The organism is Streptomyces spongiae (genome assembly GCF_009377185.1).
GTDB classification, from domain to species: Bacteria; Actinomycetota; Actinomycetes; order Streptomycetales; family Streptomycetaceae; genus Streptomyces; species Streptomyces spongiae.
In genome coordinates, this window is the sequence record NZ_VJZC01000644.1 from 1 (window position 1) to 5452 (window position 5452).

The 5452-nt window shown below is 71.9% G+C and carries 4 protein-coding genes; 1 reads left to right on the forward strand and 3 read right to left on the reverse strand.

What is annotated here, in order from left to right; all coding sequences use genetic code 11:
* Nucleotides 1-91 precede the first annotated feature (91 nt).
* The 3 genes from FNH08_RS43620 to FNH08_RS43630 all read right to left on the reverse strand — a co-directional run bounded on the left by FNH08_RS43620 (nt 92) and on the right by FNH08_RS43630 (nt 4797).
* Entirely contained in the window at nt 92-2242 is a 2151-nt protein-coding gene (locus FNH08_RS43620) for an ATP-binding SpoIIE family protein phosphatase (protein WP_152777051.1), read from the reverse strand.
* A gap of 358 nt (nt 2243-2600) precedes the next feature.
* Nucleotides 2601-3296 (reverse strand): cytidylyl-2-hydroxypropylphosphonate hydrolase, encoded by a 696-nt coding sequence (gene fomD, locus FNH08_RS43625; protein WP_152777052.1) that lies wholly within the window; start codon nt 3294-3296, stop codon nt 2601-2603.
* A 115-nt stretch (nt 3297-3411) separates the two neighbouring features.
* Nucleotides 3412-4797 carry a class II fumarate hydratase gene (locus tag FNH08_RS43630; protein ID WP_152777053.1) on the reverse strand — a complete coding sequence of 462 codons (1386 nt, stop codon included), beginning with the start codon at nt 4795-4797 and terminating at the stop codon, nt 3412-3414.
* Between the two features lie 52 nt (nt 4798-4849).
* On the opposite strand from FNH08_RS43630, the gene FNH08_RS43640 reads away from it, so the two are divergent.
* The gene (locus FNH08_RS43640; protein WP_322726409.1) at nt 4850-5338 is read left to right on the forward strand and encodes a hypothetical protein; all 489 of its coding nucleotides are present in this window, start codon (nt 4850-4852) and stop codon (nt 5336-5338) included.
* Nucleotides 5339-5452 lie beyond the last annotated feature (114 nt).

Here is a 5452-nt window from a genome sequence, read left to right on the forward strand (position 1 = left end):
CCTTTTAGGGCCGCGGGGAACTGCGCGGTTTTTTAGGGGCGCGGGGAACTGCGCGACAAGCCACAACGAACCCGCAGCCGACGACAAACGCTCAGGCCCGGTTGAGCTCGAACCACACCACCTTGCCCGTACTCAACCGCGTCGCCCCCCACCGCCTGGCCAACTTGTTGACCAGGTACAGCCCGCGCCCGCCCTCATCCGTCGCACGAGCCTGCCGCAGCCGCGGCAGCTGGGGCACGTCGTCGGTGACCTCGCAGCGGAGCACATCCGTGCGCAACAGCCGCAGCGTGACCGGCCGGGAGGCATACCGCACCGCGTTGGTCACGACCTCGCTGATCAGCAGCTCCACCGAGTCGGTCAGGTCCTCCAGGCCCCAGCGGGACAGCGCGTGCCGCGCCAGCCGCCGGGCACGGCCCGGAGCCATCTCCTCCGGCTCCAGGAACCAGTACGCGACGTCACTGGGCGCGATCCCGTCGAAGCGGGCGGCGAGCAGCGCGATGTCGTCGTCCCGGTCGCCCGGGCCGAGCATGTCGAGCACCTCGTCGCACAGCGCCTCCAGCGGCGGCGGATGGTCCGGGCCGGTGAGCTGCGCGGTGGCGGCGAGCTTCTCGCGCAGCTGCTCTATGCCGGTCCACACGTCACGCAGGCGCGACTCGACCAGGCCGTCGGTGTAGAGCAGCAGTGTGGCCCCGGCGGGCGCGTCCAGCTCGACCGCCTCGAAGTCCACCCCGCCCACACCGATCGGCGCGCCCGGCGGGACCCGCAGTACCTCGGCACGGCCGCCCAGGTGCAGCAGAACCGGCGGCGGATGCCCGGCGTTGGCGATGGTGATCCGGTGCGAGACCGGGTCGTACACCGCGTACAGACAGGTCGCCATGCGGTCGGTGCCCAGGCGCTGGGCCTGCTCGTCGAGGTGGTGCAGCACCTCCTGCGGCGGCAGGTCGAGCCCCGCCAGGGTCTGCGCGGTGGTGCGCAGCTGGCCCATGATCGCGGCCGAGGTCATGGAGTGCCCCATGACGTCGCCCACGACCAGGGCGACCCGGCTGCCCGGCAGCGGGATCGCGTCGTACCAGTCGCCGCCGACCCTCGCGGTCTCGGCGGCCGGGAGGTAGCGGTGCGCGAGCCGTACGCCGGTGGGGCGCGGCAGAGTCTCGGGCAGCATCGTGCGCTGCAACTCGTCCGCGATGTACGCCTCGCGGCCGTACAGCACCGCCTTGTCGATGCCGAGCGCGCTGTGCGTGGCGAGCTGGGCGGCGACCAGCAGGTCGTCCTGCTCGAACGCCATGCGCTCCGGGCGGCGCAGGAACAGCGCCGCGCCGATCACCCGGCGGCGGCCGCGCAGCGGTGCCAGGATGGCGCGCTGTCCCGTGGGCACCGTGAACGGGCTGTCCTCGCCGATGAGCTCGGGCAGGGCGGCGCGGGCCGCGGGCGCGTCCGCGAACACCGGCCGTACGCCCCGGAGCACCTCGGCGAGCGCGCCTCCGGGCCGTACCTCGCACAGCTCCGCCGTGACCGCCGACAGGTCGGCGGGCTCCTGCTGGACCGCGGGCATGAAGCCGTTCTCGGTGTCGCGCTCCGCGGGGATCCGGTCGGTGCGGCGCAGCCGCAGCACGAGCGGGCCGACGGGCCGCTCGTCGCCGACCGGCAGCGGCTCACGGAGGTAGACCAGGATCGCGTCCGAGAACGTCGGCACGGTGGCCCGGCACAGACCCATCACGATCTCGTCCAGGTCGATGCCCCGGGCGATCCGCCGCGTCGCCGCGCCCACGAACCGCAGCCGGTCCCCGTCCCGCCGCATGGGCATGGGGCTGCCCGGCGGCAGTCCCTGGCCCAGGCGCCGCTCCTGGCCGTCCGAGGCACCCGAGGACTGCTCGGCGCCCGGCTGGGCCGGGATGCTCTCCGGAGCGGGGCGAGGGCGGTGCGGGTCGGGCTCGGTGGCCGCGGGCTGCGAGTGCTCCGGACCGCCGGGCGCGGAGGTGTCGCTGGTCGCCGAGGTGCCCGGGCCCGAGGAGGCGCCCTGGGAGCTCATCGCGCAGGCCGTCGTACCCGGTTCGGAGGGTGCGTCGCCGGTGCGCGCCTGAGCTGGTAAGGCGGCGGAGGGTGGCAGCTGGAGCGGTTCGGTGGCCGGCATCGGCAGTGCCTCCGGGGTACGCAGGAGCGCCCCGCGGGGGTCCGCGGGGCTCGCGCCCGGCTGGGGGCGCTCATGGGAGGTGGGGTGCTCCGTCACGCGTGTCGAATCCATCCGTCCGGGGCTGTGGGCCGTGCGTGGGGTCCGGCACACAGCAAACCCGTTGTTTCGTCCCGCAGGAATCCCGATACCCGGAATACCTGCCCCGGGAACGGAATTCCCTCGTGGCCAGAGGGAGTTCCTGTGCCACAGACGGTACCGGCCGACCCGGCCGCCCACAGCACCGACCGCGCGGACGGTCCGAACGGCCGTCTCCGGCCCGTACCGGTGTAGCCCTCGTACCCCTTGATCACGTCCTGCCGCCCCTCGGTGACGTCTGGTCAAGCACTGTGCGTCCTGCGGGAGTTGCCCCCATGAAATTCCTTTGCGGAGGACGATCCTACGGTTGTGTACCGGGGGCGCATCAAGGGTCTCATGGCGACGCGTGCGCCGGAGTGCGGTCCCAGTCGTCCGGAAGGGAGGGTACGCCCCATTCGGGATTCGGGCGCCAGTGCTGCCAGCCGTCCGAGAACGGCGGGCCCCAGGCCTCGATCACCCGCACCGCCGAGCGCCCCGCCGCGCGGACCCGCTCGGCGAGCCCGGCGTCCACCAGCCCGTCCCGCTGGGCCTGCGCGAACTCGTCCTCGTCGTGCCAGACCCAACTACGGTCCGGGTACACCGAGATGTCCAGGAAGTGGTCCTGGGAGTCCACACCACCCTCCCAACGGGTCCCCGGTTCCTCCAGGTTCACGTACCAGTTCTTGAACTGCCAGCCCGGCTCCCAGAACAGCCACACGGACCACGGCTCGCCGGGCCGGGACAGCTTCAGCACACCCGTGCCGAACCAGCGGCCGCGCTTTACGCTCCGCGGCTTGGTGTAGCGGGACTCCAGGGGCTCGACGTGCACCGAGGTGCCGTCGGCGAGCACGGGCTTGACGCACTCGGTGCCCGGCGCCAGCCACACGGCGAGCAGCTCGTCGTCATCCCGTACGACGGTGACGGGGCGCACGATATGGAAGTGCTCGCCGGCGTTCTCCCGGTACCGCCAGAGGATCTGACTCCCGGGCGTCCAGTAACCCGCCGCCGATCCGCCCTTTTCCACTCGTCTCACCGCTCCGTCGTCCGCCATGCACAGATATTAGGTGCCACAGGCATACGACGCCGTAGTCGGCGTCATGGTTCACGCCCTGGCGGGACAACGGTTACGGCCGTGTCATGCGAGGTTGGCGAGGCGTCATCCCTGGTTACGGCCGCGTCATCCGCAGGACATCCAGCGCCTCGTCCAACTGCTCGATGGTGAGGTCGCCCCGCTCCACGTACCCGCTCTCCAGCACGACCTCCCGGATCGTCTTCCGTTCGGCCAGCGACTTCTTCGCCACCTTCGCGGCCTCCTCGTACCCGATGTACTTGTTCAGCGGGGTGACGACGGAGGGCGACGACTCGGCGTACTCGCGGGCCCGTTCGCGGTGGGCGACGATCCCGTCGACGGTGCGGTCGGCGAGCAGCCGCGAGGCGCCCGCGAGGAGCCGGACGGACTCCAGCACGTTCTTCGCGATCACGGGCAGCATCACGTTGAGCTCGAAGTTGCCGGCGGCTCCGGCGACGGCGACGGTGGTGTCGTTGCCGGTGACCTGCGCGGCGACCATCAGCACCGCCTCGGGGATCACGGGGTTGACCTTCCCTGGCATGATCGAGGAGCCGGGCTGGAGGTCCGGGAGCGAGATCTCCGCGAGCCCGGTCCGCGGCCCGGAGGCCATCCACCGCAGATCGTTGGCGATCTTGGTGAGGGACACCGCGATGGTCCGCAGCTGCCCACTGGCCTCCACGATCCCGTCCCGCGCGCCCTGCGCCTCGAAGTGGTCACGGGCCTCGGTGAGCGGCAGCCCCGTGACCCGCGCGATCTCCTCGATCACGGCGGCGGAGAAGCCGGGCGGGGTGTTGATACCGGTGCCCACGGCGGTGCCGCCGAGCGGGAGCTCGGCGAGGCGGGGGAGGGAGGCGTGGAGCCGCTCGACGCCGTACCGGATCTGGGCGGCGTACCCCCCGAACTCCTGGCCGAGGGTGACCGGAGTGGCGTCCATGAGGTGGGTGCGCCCGGACTTCACGACATCGGCGAACTCCTCGGACTTGCGGGTGAGCGAGCTCGCGAGGTGCTCCAGGGCCGGGATCAGGTCCCGGGTGACGGCGGCGGTGGCGGCGATGTGGATGGACGAGGGGAACACGTCGTTGGACGACTGCGAGGCGTTGACGTGGTCGTTGGGGTGCACGTCCCGGCCGAGCCGCTCCGTGGCGAGGGTGGCGAGGACCTCGTTGGTGTTCATGTTGGACGAGGTCCCGGAACCGGTCTGGAAGACGTCGATCGGGAAGTGCTCGTCCCAGTCCCCCCGGGCGACCTCCTCGGCCGCCTCCTGGATCGCCTCGGCGACGTCCTTGTCGAGGACCCCCAGCCGCGCGTTCACCTTCGCGGCGGCGCCCTTGACGCGGGCGAGGGCCTCGATGTGGGCGCGCTCGATGCGCTGGCCGGAGATCGGGAAGTTCTCGACGGCACGCTGGGTCTGGGCCCGCCACTTGGCGTCCGCGGGGACCCGGACCTCACCCATGGAGTCGTGCTCGATGCGGTATTCGCTCATGCCCGTATAGCGATCGGGGCGGTGGCGATGTTCCTGGGTTTGGGCCGCACGAGTGCCCACGCGACTGCTGAAGGACGCTCCGGACGCCTACGTACGGCGGATCATGGGGAACCTGGCCAACGACCGCTGGCGGAGGTTCCGCCGCCTGACCACGACTCCCCATCGCGGCCGACCTCGACGTCTCGCCGAGCACGGTCCGCTGAACTACGCCGACTCCGCCGACGTGCCCGAGTTCGACGCGCCGGGGATGGTGCGCCGCACCCGTCGCCGGCGGACGCTGGGCGTCGCCGCCGTCGCCGCGGCCTTCATAGCCGCGGGCGGGGGGGCGCTAGCCACCTCCCTAAGGAGGCCACCACCCTGCTGCTCGAACATCAAGGGGGTGACCGTCACGATCGACCTGGAGGGCGACGACCTGGTGCTCGCCAAGCAGGCGCTGGCCAAGGGCAGCCTGAAGCCGGGCTCGGTGCTCGCTGTGGACCCGCACGCCCCCAAGGTCGTCAAGTCCGGCGACACGGTCAACCTGGTTCTCTGCTCCCGCTGACCTGGGACGGGCCTTTCAGCCCGTCCGGCGTTTGAGGACGAGGCCGTCAGGCCGAAAGGGGGTCTGGGGCGCAGCCCCAGCGGGGTCGAAGGGGCGGAGCCCCTGGGGGTGATG